Source organism: Bacillus sp. FSL R9-9410, from assembly GCF_038050385.1.
Taxonomy (GTDB): Bacteria; Bacillota; Bacilli; order Bacillales; family Bacillaceae_G; genus Bacillus_A; species Bacillus_A cereus_U.
This window is the reverse complement of sequence record NZ_JBBOTV010000001.1, coordinates 3,361,433-3,378,762: the sequence shown is the minus strand read 5'-3', so window position 1 is coordinate 3,378,762 and position 17,330 is coordinate 3,361,433. Positions and strand designations below refer to the sequence as shown.

The window sequence follows — 17,330 nt, the reverse complement described above, 5'->3', positions numbered from 1 at the left end:
AAGGAGAGGAAGGGATGTTCACTTATTTATATGCATTGTTAGTGGGTATGGTGTTTGGTTCTTTTTTTATGGTAATCGCAATGAGGGTTCCAGTAGGTGAATCTATTATTACACCGCGTTCGTATTGTCACTACTGCAAGTATACGTTACAGCCGAAAGAACTGATTCCAATCATTTCATTTTGTATACAAAAAGGGCGTTGTACAAGTTGTAAAAGAAAAATCTCAAGTTTGTACATAGTATTTGAATTTGTTACAGGGAGTTTATTTTTTCTTACTGTATATGTAATTGGAATAGAACGAGAGCTCATCATCATTTTATCGCTCTTTTCTTTACTTCTTATTATTTCAGTTACAGATTTAGTATATATGCTAATACCTAATCGTATTTTAATTTGGTTTGGGCTTTTGCTTATTTTAGAATGTATTTTTGTACCGTTAGTTACTTGGATAGATAGTATAGCTGGTAGTGGAACTATATTCATTTTATTATATTGCATGCAAAGGATTTACCCAGATGGTCTTGGCGGAGGTGATGTAAAATTACTTTCATTACTCGGATTTATAATAGGAGTGAAAGGTATTTTTATAACTTTATTTTTAGCATCTTGCTTTAGCCTTTGTTTTTTCGGAATAGGTATAGCGTTAAAACGTATAAAAATAAAAACTCCAATTCCGTTTGGACCTTTTATTAGCCTTGGGGCAATATGTTATGTGTTGGTCACATGTGCAAAATAAAGAGGAGATAGAACATGAATGTATATATGGATGATCAAAGAAGTTGCACGTACGGATATGTTTTGGCAACTACAGCAGAATCTGCCTTGAAATATGTAGGGAGCTAAAACCTCCAAAGTAAAACTTTGGAGGTTTTAATGTTTCATATGTGCTTGTAAAGGAATAATTTCCTCTGTTTGAGCTGCTACTAATTCAGTTTTCTCTTGTTTAACATCAGGTGCTTTCTTTGTTAAGTAATGATATACCATACCGACGAATACCGATCCGCCAATAATGTTACCTATTGTAACTGGAATTAAGTTATGAATAGCTCCAGCGAAAGTAATTGTATCAGGATGTGGTGAAACTAAAGATAAGGCAAACAATGATAAGTTTGCAATGCTATGCTCGTAACCAGATAAGAAGAATGTGAAAACGAGCATCATCATCATCATTATTTTTGCTGTGTCACCTTTTACTTGAGAAGGTAAGAAGCAAGCAAGACATACGAGCCAGTTACATAAAATTGCTTTAAAGAATAATTGCATAGTAGGTGTATTCATCTTTCCTTCAACAACTTTATTCATTAAATGACCGTGATCAATTGCTTCGAAAATTCCAGTTGCGTAAAATAGTAAGGCAAAGAATAAAGCGCCAGCTAAGTTACCTGCATAACAAGCAATCCAGTTGCGAAGTGTATCAGAAATAGTTGTTTCTTTTCTCAAAGTTGCCACTGTGAAGTACATTGTATTGCCAGTAAATAATTCAGCGCCGCCATATATAATAAGTACCAGAGCAATTCCGAAAAACATGGAGGAAGCTAAATATGTTGCTGGTGAATCTGCAATATGAAAGAAATTACCTAACTTGAAACATAGTACAATAATAAATCCAATATAAATGCCAGCAAGTGCAGCACGAATGAAATATTGCATTGGATTTATATCTAGCATTTGCTTTTTGCTCTTAGCCAGTTTTACAACGTAATCTAATCCTTGTTCTAGCATGAGTAATACGCTCCTTTAGTACATCGTCTATAAATACTCCTTATATAAATAAAGTACATGGATTTGTTCATAGTTTCAATAAGTTTGTGCAATGTTTCACAAAAAGGACATACATCCAGAGGGGAAGCGCTTACAAAAGGTAGTATAATGGAATTTTTTTAAAAATAGAGAGGGGATTGGAACGAGGGAAAAAGAAAAAGCGCTGTAATTACAGCGCTTTTTCGTCTAAATTCTTTTCTACTTTTACTTCTACTTCTTTCGAGAAGAACCAACCGCAAACTGCGATTCCAATTAATACAATCCAGAATGTAAGCTTCCACGGAGTAGATTCTGGGAATGAATGTGGAAGGACATTTAAAGCAGGGTGTGCTAGCGTATAAACTGTTAATTTCACACCAACCCAACCTACAATTAAAAATGCTGCAGTTTCAAGTCCTGGTTTACGTTTTAATATTTGTACGAAAGCAGTTGCTGCAAATCGCATTATAACTAATCCGATAAGTCCACCTGTAAAGATAACGATAAATTGACCTGTATCAAGACTACCAATCGTACCTAATCCTGTTTTCGGTAAAGTCACTGCTAATGCAACAGCAGCTAAAATTGAATCAACAGCGAAGGCGATATCAGCAACTTCGACTTTAAATACAGTCCACCAAAAGTTCTCTTGTTTTTTCTTTGCTTCTTTTTCTTCTGTTTCTTCATGTGTATTCTTTTTAACATACGTTTTAAATAAGTGATTCCCCGCGATAAACATAAGATAAATCGCACCAATTGCTTGCACTTGCCATACATCGACTAGGAACGAAATCATAAATAGTGATCCGAAGCGGAAAACGAACGCTCCTGCTAATCCATAAAATAGTGCTTTCTTTCGTTTTTCTTCTGGTAAATGTTTTACCATAATTGCGAGAACGAGAGCGTTATCAGCTGCTAAAATCCCCTCTAGTGCAATTAGGATGAGTAATACCCAACCATACTCCAATAATAATGATACATCCATGTACATTCTCCTCTCATTTCTATAAAGACTAAACAAGTGAAGAAGTTCCCCACTGTTTAGTTTCCCCATACTCCTGCGTATCAACGGTGGAAGGAATTTGAAAACAAAAAAGACCTCTGCCGTTGATAGGCAAAGGTCTTGCTAGACATATGTAATGAAAATGCCAACAAAGCCGGAAGAACTAAGTTCTACGTAATGACGACTTTGTTTCCAAGAAATAGTTCTTGGACGCTACTCCCCTTTGGAGATATGCTATTGTATTCTCATTATATGGATAAATTATACGGTTGTCAACCTGTTAAAATATCTTCGTTGGGATATTTTATTTTTCTTTGTTTTTTACGTGCAAATGAAAAGGCTAATGTTAAAGGCCCCATCTTTCCAAAAAACATCATAAAGATAATAATTGTTTTGCCGATGATTGTTAAGTGTGGCGTCAAATTCATGCTAAGGCCGACAGTTCCAAATGCTGAAAATACTTCAAAAGCACTCATTAATAAAGAAACTTTCTCAGTGATGCTTAAAATTAAAATAGAAAGAAAAATAAACGAAATTGAAATAATAGTAATCGTTAATGATTTGACAATGAGCGCATCTTTAATGGATTTTTTAAACACGACAATATCATCTTGTTCTTGCAAAAATTTAAATACGCCGAAAAACATAATTAAAAAAGTTGTTAACTTAATCCCGCCACCAGTAGAAGCACTGCCAGCACCAATAAACATAAGAAGCATCATTAATAAAAGAGAAGGTTTTGATAATGCAGAGATATCAACAGTATTAAACCCGGCAGTACGCGTTGAAACCGCTTGAAAATAAGCAGCCATACCTTCCTCAAATGGTGTAAAACCTCTCATGGAAATTGAATTATGAAACTCGAATGTGAAAATAAAAACTGTAGCAATAATATTGACGATAAGAGTAGAAGAGAGCATAAGCTTTGAGTGTAAAGTAAGGTTTTTAAAGTTTTTCTTTCTTTTTATATCTACGATAACCGTAAAACCAATCCCACCTAAAATAATGAGGGAAGAAATAACGAGATTGACGAGAATACTATGGGAGTGCGACATTAAATTATCGCTCCACACAGAAAATCCAGCATTGTTAAAGGCTGAGATAGAATGAAAAAAGCTGTAATATATCCCTTTGGCAACCCCGTATTTGGGTACCCATTCAAAGGAGAGAAATAAAGTAGCGATACATTCTACAGTAAAAGAAAATAAAAATAATGCTTTTGCAAGACGAATTATTCCGCCGACATTTGTTTGGTTTAATGCTTGTTGTAATAAAATCCGGTTTTGAAGGCCGATTTTTCTGCCGAGCATAATTGCGATTAAAACAGCAAAGCTCATAATGCCAAGCCCGCCAACTTGTATAAGTGTTAAAATGACACATTGGCCAAATAGGGTAAATACTTTACCAGTGTCCACAACACCAAGCCCTGTAACCGTACAAGCAGAAACCGTTGTAAATAAGGCATCGAGCCATGAAATAGACGTTGTTGTAGCAATTGGCAATTTCAATAGGCATGTACCGATAATCGATAGCGTAATAAAAGATACAGTAAGAACACGGGGAGGACTCATGCTAATGTTAATCCGTTTCATTTCACATATCGTTCCTTTCGATTTGCTCTTACTAGTATGTGGAGAAGCACTATTATGTATGTTAAAAGAGAAAGAGGCAGAGAATATCTGCCTCTAAGCCATAGGTTATATAGTTATCCGCGTAATTGTTGTTGAGCTAAAGCAACAAGACGTTTCGTTACTTCACCGCCAACTGATCCGTTAGAACGAGAAGCTGTATTAGATCCTAAGCTTACACCGAATTCTTGTGCGATTTCATATTTGAATTGTTCAAGTGCTTGCTCTGCACCCGGAACTAGTAATTTGTTTGTTTTCACCATGTTGATACACATCCTTAAAGAGTAATCCAGTTTAGCTAAGTGCTATCTGGTAATGTTATTTTATGTGTAAACGACGTACTCATACCCGGAAGTAAACGGTGTGATTAGAAGTTCTTGGATAGAAAAAAGAGTAGCAAATTTGCTACTCTTTTTTCAGTATTGTCGCTGTACCTTCTACGACAATATCATCAGATTGATTATATATGTTTGTTTGCAATGTGATGATTTTTTTATCGTCCCGCTTTTTAATAACTTCTGCCACAACGCGAAGTGTATCACCGATTTTGACAGGAGCACGGAATGAAACGTTTTGTGATAAATAAATCGTATTTTTGCCAGGGAGTTTCGTTCCAAGAATGGTAGAGATAAAACTTGAAACGAGCATGCCATGGGCAATACGTTCTTTGAACATTGTCGTTTTTGCAAAAGAGTCTAAAATGTGAATAGGATTTACATCTCCAGTCAATTTTGCAAAATTGATAACGTCCTCATCCGTAATTTTTTTTGTAAGTGATGCTTGATCACCGACTTGAATCTCATCGTAACGAAGCTCTGGAACAGTTTGTGCTTCTTGAAATGGATTCATTTTGTCCTCCTTCTTTTCCATATCGAAAAATGTAAGCCATCTTGATGTAGTAGGAGGAAGAAAGAGTTTTGTTTGTGCTGCAGTTAGTTGCCACATTTTTCTTACTTGATGGAAGTAAATAGATTTTTTGAGTTTTCCTCGAACTGCTTTGCGAGTTCTAGTTGTTTGGACTTGAACTCTCCCAAAAAAACGTCTAACTGTTTTTGAACCTCTACACGCTGCGACTGTTGTTGTTCGATAAAGTGTTTTGTTGTTTCTTCAAATTGGCCGCTAGTTTGAGTAAGAATAGACAAAGATGTTTTCGTAGGCGAAACAGTAAGTTGGTGCATTTGATTAGAAAGCTCATTCCACTTTTCTTGCCACTCGTTAATTTGATCATTTAAGGAGTTTCCAGTTAATTGCTTCACATAGTCTGTATATTGGTTATTGAACTGAGCAGTGAATTGATGTAGTTCTTTTTCTAGTTCATCTACTCCTGATGTTAATTTATGCAAAGCGTCTTGTTGTTGTTTTAACGTTTCTAAAGTAAGTTGCTCTAATTGCTTCCCAGCTGAAGAGAAGAGGGAAAGAGATTGAGACCAGTTTTTCCAAAATGCATCGACTAATTCGTATGGCTTAGTTTCCATTGTGTGACCTCCAAATGTTTTTTTGCATATTATGAACGCAGATTACTCTGCTGTACCACCAGGTGAAGATGAAGAATCCTTTTCATCCTTTTCTGGAGAAGTAGAAAATGGAAAGAATGCATTGGTGTATAACGTGAAAAACGTCCGCAACATATTTTGATAATGTTCAAAAGAAGTCGCACATGTTGTTAAATATTGCTCTCCATATTCTGTTAAAGAATAAATTCGTTTCGCTGGCCCGCCTTCGCTTGTATCCCAAGTAGAAGAAATAAGATTTTCTTTTTCTAATTTGCGTAGTGTCCTATACACATTACCTTGGTCAACAGAAGAAAAGCCGATGTCCATTAGCATTTGAATAAGTTTGTAACCATGAAGACTCCAGTCTTTTAGACAGAGAAGTAAGAAAGGAACTAAGAAGTTTTTTGGCATGGAGTTTGGTTGTTTCGCTTGGTTTTTTTCCAAACTTTCTGGGTGTTCTGGTTCATTATGTAGCATGATTGTGCATCACCTCATGAATCAGTTAGATGGAATTTTTTGCTTATAAGTGCAATTTACACCTATCTGTTTTTAATGTCAATACATTTGTTGGAAAATAAAGAAAAATAAAATATATACTTGAATTTCTATTCGGAATATTAGAAAATAGTGAATAGGTTGAATTGTTTCAAAAACGAAAAAGGGAGTGTAGTCGAAGTGATTGATCAAAAATTCGATCCATTGCAAGCATGGAAAAATGCTTATGAACAAACCGAAACATTTTGGGGAAAAGCGCTCAATGAAACAATTAAAACAGAAGAATATTCTGCTTGGATGGGCAGCGTTCTAGATTTGAATTTGTTTTATCAGAAAGCATTAAATGATACGACAAAAAATTATTTAGAACAGGTGAATGTGCCGACGAGAGAGGATATCGCTAGAGTAGCTACGCTTGTTATTAACTTAGAAAATAAAGTTGATAACATCGAGGAAATTCTAGAAGAGAAAGTGGATTCATTAGGACAAGCTCCTACATTAAAGCGTGATGTTACGAAAGTAAAACAAGATATGCGCACATTAGAAACGAAAGTTGATCAAATTTTAGAATTGCTAGAAAAGCAAAATGCAGTACTAGCTAAACTACAAGTACCTGTAAAAGAAGAAGTAAAGCCTGTAAATAAGCCAGAAAATAAAAAATGATAATCGCGTTTGTTTATAACGTGTAAAAGAGAGAGGGAGAATCTCTTTTCATATATAAACAACGAAACATAATTAATATATGGACTCAATTAGTATGAGTACCAAAATGATTCATAACAATCGTTCACAAATTCATTTAAGGGGGAAAAGAAATGGTTCAATTAAATGGCAAAGTAGCAATCGTAACAGGTGGGGCAAAAGGAATTGGAAAAGCAATTACAGTAGCATTAGCACAAGAGGGAGCAAAAGTAGTTATTAACTATAACAGCAGTAAAGAAGCAGCTGAAAACTTAGTAAATGAATTAGGAAAAGAAGGACATGATGTTTATGCAGTTCAAGCGGATGTTTCTAAAGTAGAAGATGCAAACAGACTTGTAGAAGAAGCTGTGAATCATTTTGGTAAAGTTGATATCCTTGTTAATAATGCTGGTATTACAAGAGATCGTACATTCAAAAAGTTAAATCGTGAAGATTGGGAGCGCGTAATTGACGTGAACTTAAGCAGTGTATTTAATACAACAAGCGCTGTACTTCCATACATATCGGAAGCAGAAGAAGGTAGAATCATTAGTATTTCGTCTATTATTGGCCAAGCTGGTGGATTTGGACAAACAAACTACTCAGCAGCAAAAGCAGGTATGTTAGGATTTACAAAATCATTAGCGTTAGAACTTGCAAGAACAAATGTAACTGTAAACGCAATTTGCCCAGGATTTATTGATACTGAAATGGTAGCAGAAGTACCAGAAGAAGTGCGTCAAAAAATCGTTGCGAAAATCCCGAAAAAACGTTTTGGTCAAGCTGATGAAATTGCAAGAGGTGTAGTATATCTATGCCGTGACGGTGCGTATATCACAGGTCAGCAATTAAACATTAACGGCGGATTATACATGTAATGAAGTAAGAAAAAAGTGCATATCCATAGCAGGAATGCACTTCTTTTTTTAGAAAGAAATTGACCGAAAAGGAGATAGAAAAAATGACTACATTCGTAACGGAATGGGAAAAGCAATTGGAGTTGTACCCAGAAGAATATCGTAAAGCATATCGCCGTGTGAAAAGAGCGAGCGAAGTTTTATTACGCGAACCAGAACCACAAGTTGGTTTAACGCCGAAAGAGGTTATTTGGACGAAGAATAAAACGAAGCTTTATCGTTACATTCCAAAACAAGAAAAAACACAGAGAGTTCCAATCTTATTAATATACGCTCTTATTAATAAACCGTATATTATGGATTTAACTCCAGGTAATAGTTTAGTGGAATATTTAGTAGATCGTGGTTTTGATGTGTATATGCTTGATTGGGGCACATTTGGTTTAGAAGATAGTCATTTGAAATTTGATGATTTCGTGTTCGATTATATTGCAAAAGCAGTGAAAAAGGTAATGAGAACTGCAAAATCGGACGAGATTTCTTTACTTGGTTATTGCATGGGTGGAACGTTAACATCTATTTATGCAGCGCTTCATCCGGACATGCCAATTCGTAACTTGATTTTTATGACAAGTCCTTTTGATTTCTCTGAAACAGGATTATACGGTCCTTTATTAGATGAGAAATATTTCAATTTAGATAAAGCGGTGGATACATTCGGAAATATTCCGCCAGAAATGATTGATTTCGGAAATAAGATGTTAAAACCAATTACAAACTTTGTCGGCCCATATGTTGCTTTAGTCGATCGTTCAGAAAATGAGCGCTTCGTCGAAAGTTGGAAATTAGTTCAAAAGTGGGTAGGCGATGGTATTCCGTTCCCAGGTGAATCTTATAGACAATGGATTCGTGATTTTTATCAAAATAATAAATTAGTGAAGGGTGAACTCGTTATTCGCGGACAAAAGGTAGACCTTGCAAATATTAAGGCGAATGTCCTAAATATTTCTGCGAAACGTGATCACATTGCTCTGCCATGTCAAGTAGAAGCTTTACTTGATCATATTTCTAGCACAGATAAAGAGTATGTATGTTTGCCGACAGGACATATGTCTATCGTGTATGGTGGAACGGCTGTAAAGCAAACATATCCGACGGTTGGGAATTGGCTTGAAGAGCGTTCTAATTAAAGAGAAGAAATCCAACTAGCGTATGTTAGTTGGATTTTTTTATGGGAAATGACGAAACATAGGAAGGAGAAAAATACATTGTAGGAGTATAATTATGAAGCTTATGACTGGTAAATTGTTTTGGAGTGCTGGAGTTTCTGTACCTTGTTATCCAACGTTAGGAAATGATATGATATGTGATGTGCTAGTAATTGGAAGTGGAGAAGCAGGTGCTCATATAGCGTATTCATTAGCTAAAATTGGAATGCGTGTTATGCTCATTGAAAAAAGAGCAATTGCATGTGGTAGCACAGCTGCAAATACAGGATTATTACAATTTGTTCATGATAAATCATTGACCTCTCTTATTCATACATTTGGTGAAGAGAAAGGGGTACGAGCATATAGACTTTGTTATGAAGCGCTGCAAACAATGGAGAAGGTTGTGCCAACTCTCGATATTGATCCCCATTTTATTCCGCGAAATAGTTTGTATTATGCAAGTAGAGATGAGGATATTTCATTTTTACAAGAAGAATATAATACGTTACGTCATTATGGATTTCCGGTTGAATATTTTACAGAGTCTGATATTAAGAAACGTTATTCATTTGCAAAACAAGCAGCGTTATATACAAGCGGTGATGCAGAAGTGAATCCGTATTTATTAGCGCATAGTCTTTTGCATAAAGCGAAACAAATGGGCACTACTATATATGAACATACAGAGGCATTACATATTAAACAAATCCAAAATGATTTAATTTGTTACACGAATACAGGAAATAAAATCGTAGCAAAGAATATTATTATGGCGACAGGTTATGAAGCAATTTTTGGAAAGAAAGAAAAAAATACAACAGTAGAAACGTCTTATGCCATTGTGACAAATAAGATAGATCATTTTGAAGGCTGGCATGAGCAATCATTAATTTGGGAAACAGCACGTCCGTATTTGTATTGTCGAACGTATCAAAATCGCATTATTGTAGGCGGATTAGATGAGGCGCTGAAAATTCAAAAAATCGGCGATACGAAATTATTGCATAAGCGTAATCTCCTTATTAACATTGTAAAAGAAATGTTCCCGCAGTATAAAAATATACAGGCAGAGTACTATTGGGCAGCAGCATTTGGTGGCAGTCATGACGGTCTTCCTATTTTAAAAGAAGATAAAAACATACATAATTTATATTACGCACTGCCGTATGGGGGAAATGGAACTGTATATGGAATGGTATTTGCGAAATTATTTCAGCAGTTATTTACAAATGAAGAAAGTGATGATTTTTCTTTATTTAATCGATAGAAAAAAGGTAGCGAAGTGATGGAATGAGAGATATAAAAAAGTTTTTACAAAAGTTACGTCCCGTGCAACTTATCGTTGTATTTTATTTACTAGCGGTAGTTGTATCGGTGATTTTACTTAGTTTACCATTTGTTACGAAGCCTGGCGTGAAATGGACATTTATAGATGCGCTGTTTACATCTGTTAGTGCTGTAAGCGTTACAGGACTGTCTGTTGTTACTATTTCAGATACGTTTACAACAGCAGGAATTATTGTTTTAGCCCTGATTTTACAATTAGGCGGATTAGGAATTATGGCACTTGGTACATTCGTTTGGATTATAACGGGTAAAAAGATTGGTTTGCAGCGAAGAAGGTTAATTATGGCAGATCATAACCAAGGAAATTTGGCAGGTCTTGTAGAGTTGATGCGCTCTATAATAATTGTCATTATTTCAATAGAACTCATTGGAGCAATACTATTAGGTACAAGATTTTTACTATATTTCCCGACTTGGCAAGAAGCTTATTTTCACGGTTTCTTTGCCGCTGTGAGTGCAACAACGAACGGAGGATTTGATTTAACAGGACAATCACTTATTCCGTACAAAAAAGATTATATTGTTCAAATGATTCATATGTTGCTTATTATTTTAGGAGCTATCGGTTTCCCAGTGCTAATGGAAGTAAAGCAATTCCTTAGTAAAAGGCGACAACAACTATTTCGCTTTTCATTATTTACAAAATTGACGACAATGACATTTTTTGCACTCGTTACTGTTGGAACAATTATGATTTTTCTATTAGAACGAAATCATTTTTTAGTAGGAAAGTCATGGCATGAAACTGTATTTTATACATTATTCCAATCTGTGACGACGCGAAGTGGTGGACTCGCTACAATGGACATACGTGAATTATCCCAACCAACGCTTTTATTTATGAGTATATTAATGTTCATTGGAGCATCTCCAAGTTCAGTTGGGGGCGGGATACGTACAACAACATTTGCTGTTAGTATATTATCGTTATATACATTTGCAAGGGGCGGGAGAACAGTCCGTGTTTTCAAACGTCAGCTACATGAAGAGGACGTGTTGAAAGCATCTGTCGTTATGACAATGGGGATTTTATTATGTGCATCAGCGCTATTTATTTTATCCATTACGGAAAATGTACCACTTATGAGTTTAATAGTTGAAGTTTGTTCTGCTTTCGGGACGACTGGACTATCAACAGGTATTACTCCAGAGTTAACAACTGTTGGTAAACTTGTACTCATTGTACTTATGTTTATCGGACGCGTCGGTATTTTAACATTTATATTAGCTAGTGGTGGAAGAGAACAACCACCTCGCTATAAATATCCGAAAGAGAGAATTATTATTGGATAGTATGAGACCATTCTACCTACGTTAGGTAGAATGGTTTTTTTAATCGTTAATTCCAAATTGAGGGTGCATAAAAGCATCATTTTTGTTATCAACTTCGTTTTTTAGTAGGTCTTGATTTTCTTCTGAGATCCATCCGATATCATTTGTAGGATGGATCCATTCTTCTCCAGCCATAACGGCAGGATCTATTTCATCACTCCAATTATTAAGAGGACTGTTAGTGGAATCGTATTTACTGTCTCCAATTACAACATCGTATTGATTAATAAAAGGTTGTTGCATTTGTTTTCCTGTGCCTTTAAATGATGGGAAATTCATTTGATGTGGGAGCGTCTCGTCTAAAATTGGCGATTGTATCGTTTCTTTTTCTTTCAAAGTAATCGCTCCTTTTTGTAATGGCTTGTTCGTATGTAGTATTTCCATCTATAAGCTCTTATGTACTTGTTAACACTTCCCAGTAATAATTACTGTAAGTTGTTTCAAACTAGAATAGAAAGTTATTTCGTGAGAGCAGGTGAGTATGTTGGTAAAAAGAAAAGTAAAACAAAATGCAGCAATTAATAATAATAAAACTCCGAAAGAAAGCTTACCAGATGCAGAATTTGCATTAGAGTATGAAGGAGAAAATAGTGCGAAGTACGCAAATCGTAATTCAAAAAAAGGTAAACAAAAATGAGGCGTTTTTTACAAACGCCTCATTTTTTTGTGGGATTATAAAGGTTTTTTTAATTATTTGTAAATTTCACGTTTGATATTAGCGGAAAAATGCGAAAAAACATAGAAGTAGCAACGTATTACACAAAAACAAACAACAAACAAAAGATTAATGTTGGTTTAATACTGCTTTTACACTAGTTGTTTATATTTGAGTTGTACATAAGATTTGTAAAAGGAGAGAGAGACAGTGAAAAAAACAATCTTTAAGGCTGTAGCAACTGGAATGGTATTTTCGTTATTAATGGGGTGTGGTGCAAAGAAAGAAGAAAGTGCTGGAGCAAAAGTGAAAGATGATAAATTATCTGGATCATTAACTATTTACACAGCGATTGAAGAAGAGCTTGTACCGATTTATCTTGATTCTTTTAAACAGAAGTACCCAGACGTGAAGTTGAACATTGTTCGTGATTCAACTGGAGTTATTACAGCGAAATTGCTAGCTGAAGGAAAAAATACACAAGCAGATGTTGTATGGGGAACTGCAGCGTCTAGTCTATTAGCTTTAGATAAAAAAGATATGTTAAAAGGATACTCTCCAAAAGGAGCAGATCGTGTTCTTCCGCAATTTAAAGATGATAAGCAACCAGAAAAATGGGTAGGTAATACGGCATTTATGACGGGGATTGCTGTAAATAAAGAAGAATTAAAGAAGAAAAATTTACCGATGCCAGAATCATATGAAGATTTAACGAAACCAGAATATAAAGGAACGCTAGTTATGCCGCATCCGGCTTCTTCTGGAACAGGATTTTTAACAGTTTCTGCATGGTTACAAATTATGGGAGAAGATAAGGGCTGGGATTACATGAAGAAACTTCATGATAATATGGCAACTTATACTCATTCAGGTTCAAAACCAGCGAAACTAGCAGGTGCAGGTGAATATCCAGTTGGTGTGTCAATGGTTTATAGTGCTTTGAAAGAGAAACAAAAAGGTGCACCAGTTGAAGTTGTACTGCCGAAAGAAGGCTTAGGTTGGGAAGTAGAAGCGAACGCACTTATTAAAAAAGATAATGCAAAAAATGATAAATTAGCACAAGCATTTTTAGATTGGGCAATTACAGATGATGTAATGAAGTTATACTTCGAGAAAAATGGATTTGCGACAATTAAAAATGATTATAAACTTCCAGATGGATTCCCTAAAGATGTGACAGAAAAGTTATATAAAAAGAATGACTTTAAATGGGCAGCAGAAAATCGTGATAAAATTTTAGAAAAATGGGAAAAAGAGTTTGGCCAAAAAGCAGAACCGAAAAAGTAAGTGAGTGGGAGAGAGAAAAATGAGCGAATATTTATCAATTCAACACATTCAAAAACAGTTTGATGCATTTACAGCGTTAAAAGATATTTCTTTTACTGTGAAAAAAAATGAGTTTGTTTGTTTATTAGGCCCAAGTGGTTGTGGGAAAACGACGTTGCTCAGAATTTTAGCAGGACTAGAAGAGGCAACAACAGGTAGTATTGCTGTGAATGGAAAAGATATTACAGCATTATCACCTGGAAAGAGGAATTTCGGAATGGTTTTTCAATCGTATGCATTATTTCCGAATTTAACTGCACTTGAAAACATTGCATATGGCTTAAAGACAAAAAAATATGGAAAAGCAGAAGTAAAAGAGAAAGCGCTATTGGCGTTAGAACTTGTTGATTTGCTGAATGTAAAAGATAAATATCCTGCTCAAATGTCTGGTGGACAGCAGCAGCGAGTAGCACTTGCACGTGCGCTCGCTCTGTCTCCCGATATTTTGTTACTTGATGAGCCGTTATCTGCTTTAGATGCAAAAGTGCGTGAAAAGTTGCGCAGAGAAATGCGTGATTTGCAGGAAAAAGTGGGAGTAACAACTATTATGGTAACGCATGATCAAGAAGAGGCATTAACGATGGCTGATAAAATTGTTGTAATGAATCATGCGGAAATTATGCAGATTGGAACACCAGAGGAGATTTATCAAAGACCAGCCAATCCGTTTGTGGCAGATTTTATTGGTTCTATTAATTTCTTTTCGAAAAATAACGAAGAACATGCAATTCGTCCTGAACATGTAACTATTGTACAAAATAATGGTATTAAAACAGTTGTAGAAAGCATGGAATTTCGCGGGTCTGTGTACCGGACGGAAGTGCGGGTCATAGAAGAGAAAACACACCTTTATAATGAGAAAATTGTAGTGGATATATTGGCATCAGAAGTAGAGGAAACTGCTATTAGAAAAGGAAAACCAATTCAAATCTCTTTCTCAGAAAATCATATGTTGTCATATGGAAAGAAGGTCATTGTATAGATGGAGATGTTGGAAAACTTTAAGGCAGAAAGTACGAAAAAAAAGATTAAGAGACGTATCGGTAAAGAAGAGTGGATACAAAGACTATTAATTATTGTTATGCTTCTTTCATTTTTTATCATGCTTGTATTGCCTTTATTACAACTGTTTACACAAGCCTTTTATGATAAAGAAGGAGCTTTTGTTGGTGTTGCGAATTTCAGTAAATATTTCACAACACCAACGCTAGTTCAATCACTACAAAATACGATATGGATTTCGGGCGCTGCAACAATTATTTCGGTTACACTCGCTTTCGTTTACGCATATGCGATCGCTCGTACAAATGTTTTTGGAAAGCGCGTATTTCAATACATAGCATTATTACCATTATTCGCACCAACGATGATGCACGGTATTGCGCTTACATATTTATTTGGTAATCAAGGGTTAATAACAAAAGGGATGTTTGGTTTATTTGAAGGAATACAAATACCGTTATATGGACCAGTAGGAATTGTAATAGCTGAAGTTATGTATACATTTCCGCAAGCATTCCTTATTTTATTAATTGCTCTCCAAGGTTCTGATTATCGTTTATATGAAGCTTCTAATATGTTAGGTGCAAGTAAAGTGAAACAGTTTCTTACGGTTACTTTACCTAGTGTGAAATACGGATTAATTAGTGCGATGTTCGTTGTATTTACACTTAGTTTCACTGATTTTGGGGCACCTAAAATTGTTGGAGGACAATACAACGTACTTGCTACTGACGTATATAAGCAAGTAATTGGACAGCAAAATATGTCCATGGGCGCAACTGTCGGAATGATTTTATTAATCCCAGCTATTTTCGCATTTGCAGTTGATCGTATTACGCAAAGAAAACAGGCGAATCTCTTATCTTCAAAAGCAGTACCTTACAGAATAATAAATAATAAGAAAAGAGATGTTATTTCATTCGTATATTGTAGCGTAGTCACCTTTATGATCATTCTTTTATTTGTGGCAGTTGGTATTGCTGCAAGTGTGAAAGTATGGCCATACAATATGAGTTTTACACTTGAGCATTTTAATTTTTCAAGTTTGACAGGAGACGGAATTGAAGCATTTAAAAATAGTGTAATTGTCTCAGCTATTACGGCAGTTATCGGGGCGATTTTAACATTTGTGTTCGCTTATGCGATTGAAAAAATAGAACAGCTACATTTTTTCAGAAAAGTAGGTTACTTTTTCTCTATTGTACCGTTAGCGATTCCTGGATTAGTACTTGGATTAGGATATGTCTTTTTCTTCAGTCAACCAACAATTCAAATTCTAGGACTTTCAGTAACAAATCCGTTTCATTCCTTATATGGCACAATTGCTGTTTTAATATTAGTAAATATCATTCATTTTTACTCTGTAACGTTTGTTACCGCAACGACTGCTTTAAAGAAACTGGACCGAGAGTTTGAACTTGTTTCACAGTCGATGAGTGTACCATTCTATAAAACTTTCTTTCGAGTAACGGTACCGATGTGTTTACCAGCTATTTTAGAAATGGTTATGTACTATTTCGTAAATTCAATGGTAACTGTATCGGCAGTAGTGTTCTTATATGCGGCTGATTTTAAACTAGCTGCTGTATCAATTGTAAATATGGATGATGCAGGAAATGTAGCACCAGCAGCTGCAATGAGTGTACTTATTGTTGTTACAAATATTGTAGTGAGAGTTGTATATGAATGGGGAACGAAAGCACTTCGTAACCGAACGTCACAATGGCAAAAAAGATAAGTAAGAAGGGTGATGGATAGAATGAAAATTGAAGCAGTTATTTTTGATTGGGCAGGTACGACAGTTGATTACGGATGTTTTGCACCATTAGAAGTATTCATGAAGATTTTTCATAAACACGGTGTTGAAATTACAGCAGAAGAAGCACGTAAGCCAATGGGATTATTAAAAATAGATCATGTAAGGGCACTAACAGAAATGCCTCGTATTGCAAATGAGTGGAAGCGTGTTTTCGGACAATTACCAACAGAAGCAGACATTAATGAGATGTATGAAGAATTTGAAGAAATTCTCTTTGCTATTTTACCGTACTATGCCACACCAATTGATGGAGTAAAAGTAGTGGTTTCTTCACTACGTGAAAGAGGTATTAAAATTGGATCAACAACTGGTTATACGAGAGAAATGATGGACATTGTTGCAAAAGAAGCAGAAATACAAGGGTATAAACCTGATTTTCTTGTGACGCCAAATGATGTTCCAGCAGGTCGTCCATATCCGTGGATGTGTTATAAAAATGCGATGGAATTAGGTGTATATCCAATGAATCATATGATAAAAGTTGGAGACACCGTGTCAGATATGAAAGAGGGCAGAAATGCTGGAATGTGGACAGTTGGTGTAATCCTCGGTAGTAGTGAGCTCGGTTTAACGGAAGAGGAAGTTGAGAATATGGATCCGTTAGAGCTTCGTGAAAAAATAGAAGTAGTTCGTAATCGTTTCATTGAAAATGGGGCTCATTTTACAATTGAAACGATGCAGGAGCTCGAAAGCGTAATTGAACATATCGAGAAACAAGAACTTATTATTTCATAAAGGAG

The 17,330-nt window shown here is 35.5% G+C and carries 19 protein-coding genes, 1 pseudogene and 1 riboswitch; of the genes and pseudogenes, 12 read left to right on the top strand and 8 right to left on the bottom strand.

The genetic code is table 11. The annotated features are described in order from the left end of the window. Positions 1-14: 14 nt before the first annotated feature. Entirely contained in the window at positions 15-737 is a 723-nt protein-coding gene (locus MKX77_RS17600) for a prepilin peptidase (RefSeq protein ID WP_341307341.1), read from the top strand. 14 nt (positions 738-751) lie between these two features. Next, positions 752-835, top strand: a pseudogene (locus MKX77_RS30695) (cyclic-phosphate processing receiver domain-containing protein); the annotation flags it as partial. 36 nt (positions 836-871) lie between these two features. On the opposite strand, the gene MKX77_RS17595 reads toward MKX77_RS30695, so the two are convergent. From MKX77_RS17595 to phaQ, 7 genes are all read right to left on the bottom strand, one after another. Further along, a complete protein-coding gene (locus MKX77_RS17595; protein WP_341307340.1) occupies positions 872-1,723 on the bottom strand; it encodes a formate/nitrite transporter family protein in 852 nt (283 codons plus the stop codon). 208 nt (positions 1,724-1,931) lie between these two features. Continuing rightward, positions 1,932-2,726 carry a TerC family protein gene (locus tag MKX77_RS17590; protein ID WP_215555649.1) on the bottom strand — a complete coding sequence of 265 codons (795 nt, stop codon included), beginning with the start codon at positions 2,724-2,726 and terminating at the stop codon, positions 1,932-1,934. Positions 2,727-2,805: 79 nt separating this feature from the next. Continuing rightward, a riboswitch (yybP-ykoY riboswitch) is annotated at positions 2,806-2,978 on the bottom strand. Between the two features lie 38 nt (positions 2,979-3,016). After that, positions 3,017-4,336, bottom strand: a complete 1,320-nt coding sequence (locus MKX77_RS17585; protein WP_215555650.1) for a TrkH family potassium uptake protein — start codon at positions 4,334-4,336, stop codon at positions 3,017-3,019. 113 nt (positions 4,337-4,449) lie between these two features. Next, the gene (locus MKX77_RS17580) at positions 4,450-4,635 is read right to left on the bottom strand and encodes an alpha/beta-type small acid-soluble spore protein (RefSeq protein ID WP_000241212.1); all 186 of its coding nucleotides are present in this window, start codon (positions 4,633-4,635) and stop codon (positions 4,450-4,452) included. 142 nt (positions 4,636-4,777) lie between these two features. Then, positions 4,778-5,221, bottom strand: a complete 444-nt coding sequence (locus tag MKX77_RS17575) for a MaoC family dehydratase (RefSeq protein WP_001067911.1) — start codon at positions 5,219-5,221, stop codon at positions 4,778-4,780. Positions 5,222-5,322: 101 nt separating this feature from the next. Next, on the bottom strand, positions 5,323-5,847 hold the full coding sequence (gene phaP, locus MKX77_RS17570; protein WP_215555651.1) for a polyhydroxyalkanoic acid inclusion protein PhaP: 525 nt from the start codon (positions 5,845-5,847) through the stop codon (positions 5,323-5,325). Positions 5,848-5,889: 42 nt separating this feature from the next. Then, positions 5,890-6,342, bottom strand: coding sequence for a poly-beta-hydroxybutyrate-responsive repressor (phaQ, locus tag MKX77_RS17565; RefSeq protein ID WP_000903018.1), 453 nt, complete (start codon positions 6,340-6,342; stop codon positions 5,890-5,892). A 198-nt stretch (positions 6,343-6,540) separates the two neighbouring features. On the opposite strand from phaQ, the gene phaR reads away from it, so the two are divergent. From phaR to MKX77_RS17540, 5 genes are all read left to right on the top strand, one after another. After that, on the top strand, positions 6,541-7,023 hold the full coding sequence (phaR, locus tag MKX77_RS17560; RefSeq protein ID WP_000566956.1) for a polyhydroxyalkanoic acid synthase subunit PhaR: 483 nt from the start codon (positions 6,541-6,543) through the stop codon (positions 7,021-7,023). Positions 7,024-7,175: 152 nt separating this feature from the next. Beyond that, on the top strand, positions 7,176-7,919 hold the full coding sequence (locus tag MKX77_RS17555; RefSeq protein WP_215555652.1) for an acetoacetyl-CoA reductase: 744 nt from the start codon (positions 7,176-7,178) through the stop codon (positions 7,917-7,919). 83 nt (positions 7,920-8,002) lie between these two features. Continuing rightward, the gene (gene phaC, locus MKX77_RS17550; protein WP_002011573.1) at positions 8,003-9,088 is read left to right on the top strand and encodes a class III poly(R)-hydroxyalkanoic acid synthase subunit PhaC; all 1,086 of its coding nucleotides are present in this window, start codon (positions 8,003-8,005) and stop codon (positions 9,086-9,088) included. Positions 9,089-9,182: 94 nt separating this feature from the next. Continuing rightward, complete coding sequence (locus tag MKX77_RS17545; protein WP_341307339.1) at positions 9,183-10,376, top strand: NAD(P)/FAD-dependent oxidoreductase; 1,194 nt, start codon at positions 9,183-9,185, stop codon at positions 10,374-10,376. Positions 10,377-10,399: 23 nt separating this feature from the next. Next, entirely contained in the window at positions 10,400-11,749 is a 1,350-nt protein-coding gene (locus MKX77_RS17540) for a TrkH family potassium uptake protein (protein ID WP_341307338.1), read from the top strand. 39 nt (positions 11,750-11,788) lie between these two features. Here the strand turns inward: MKX77_RS17540 and MKX77_RS17535 are convergent, their stop codons facing one another. Continuing rightward, positions 11,789-12,172: a DUF3905 domain-containing protein gene (locus MKX77_RS17535; protein ID WP_341307337.1), complete on the bottom strand. Its 384-nt coding sequence runs from the start codon at positions 12,170-12,172 to the stop codon at positions 11,789-11,791. 97 nt (positions 12,173-12,269) lie between these two features. Here MKX77_RS17535 and MKX77_RS17530 point away from each other — a divergent pair, with 97 nt between their 5' ends. From MKX77_RS17530 to phnX, 5 genes are all read left to right on the top strand, one after another. Next, the gene (locus MKX77_RS17530; protein ID WP_002011566.1) at positions 12,270-12,425 is read left to right on the top strand and encodes a hypothetical protein; all 156 of its coding nucleotides are present in this window, start codon (positions 12,270-12,272) and stop codon (positions 12,423-12,425) included. Between the two features lie 228 nt (positions 12,426-12,653). Beyond that, positions 12,654-13,730 (top strand): putative 2-aminoethylphosphonate ABC transporter substrate-binding protein, encoded by a 1,077-nt coding sequence (locus MKX77_RS17525; protein WP_002201253.1) that lies wholly within the window; start codon positions 12,654-12,656, stop codon positions 13,728-13,730. 19 nt (positions 13,731-13,749) lie between these two features. Further along, a complete protein-coding gene (locus tag MKX77_RS17520) occupies positions 13,750-14,751 on the top strand; it encodes a putative 2-aminoethylphosphonate ABC transporter ATP-binding protein (RefSeq protein ID WP_341307336.1) in 1,002 nt (333 codons plus the stop codon). Further along, a complete protein-coding gene (locus tag MKX77_RS17515; RefSeq protein ID WP_341307335.1) occupies positions 14,752-16,509 on the top strand; it encodes a putative 2-aminoethylphosphonate ABC transporter permease subunit in 1,758 nt (585 codons plus the stop codon). Positions 16,510-16,530: 21 nt separating this feature from the next. Then, a complete protein-coding gene (gene phnX, locus MKX77_RS17510) occupies positions 16,531-17,325 on the top strand; it encodes a phosphonoacetaldehyde hydrolase (protein ID WP_341307334.1) in 795 nt (264 codons plus the stop codon). The last annotated feature ends 5 nt before the right edge of the window (positions 17,326-17,330 follow it).